General features: G+C 43.6%; 1 protein-coding gene. It reads left to right on the top strand.

The annotated features are described in order from the left end of the window. Window positions 1–8 precede the first annotated feature (8 nt). Window positions 9–273, top strand: a 265-nt coding sequence (locus ACR9ZK_RS21980) for an NAD(P)-binding domain-containing protein (protein WP_481344075.1), incomplete at its 3' end; no start/stop codon positions are given.

Raw genomic sequence — 273 nt, 5'->3', positions numbered from 1 at the left:
ATTACGGGATGATCGGTCTCGGTGTCATGGGTAGAAATCTTCTATACAATATCGCTGACAACGGATTCTCTGTGGCAGGTTTTGACCTTGATGAGGAGAAAGTAAATCAACTGCACAGCAATGCCACCCCAGAAATGAAAATCAAAGGAACATGCTCACTGGAAGAATTTGTAGCAGCACTCGAAACTCCCAGGAAAATCATTCTTATGGTTCCTGCCGGAAAACCTGTAGATGCTGTTCTGAATAATATTTCGCCACTTTTGACCCAAGGAG

The sequence above is a fragment of the Monashia sp. HAY1-5C genome (assembly GCF_056755255.1).
The sequence above is the reverse complement of the archived record's forward strand: the minus strand, read 5'-3'. Positions and strand labels throughout refer to the sequence as shown.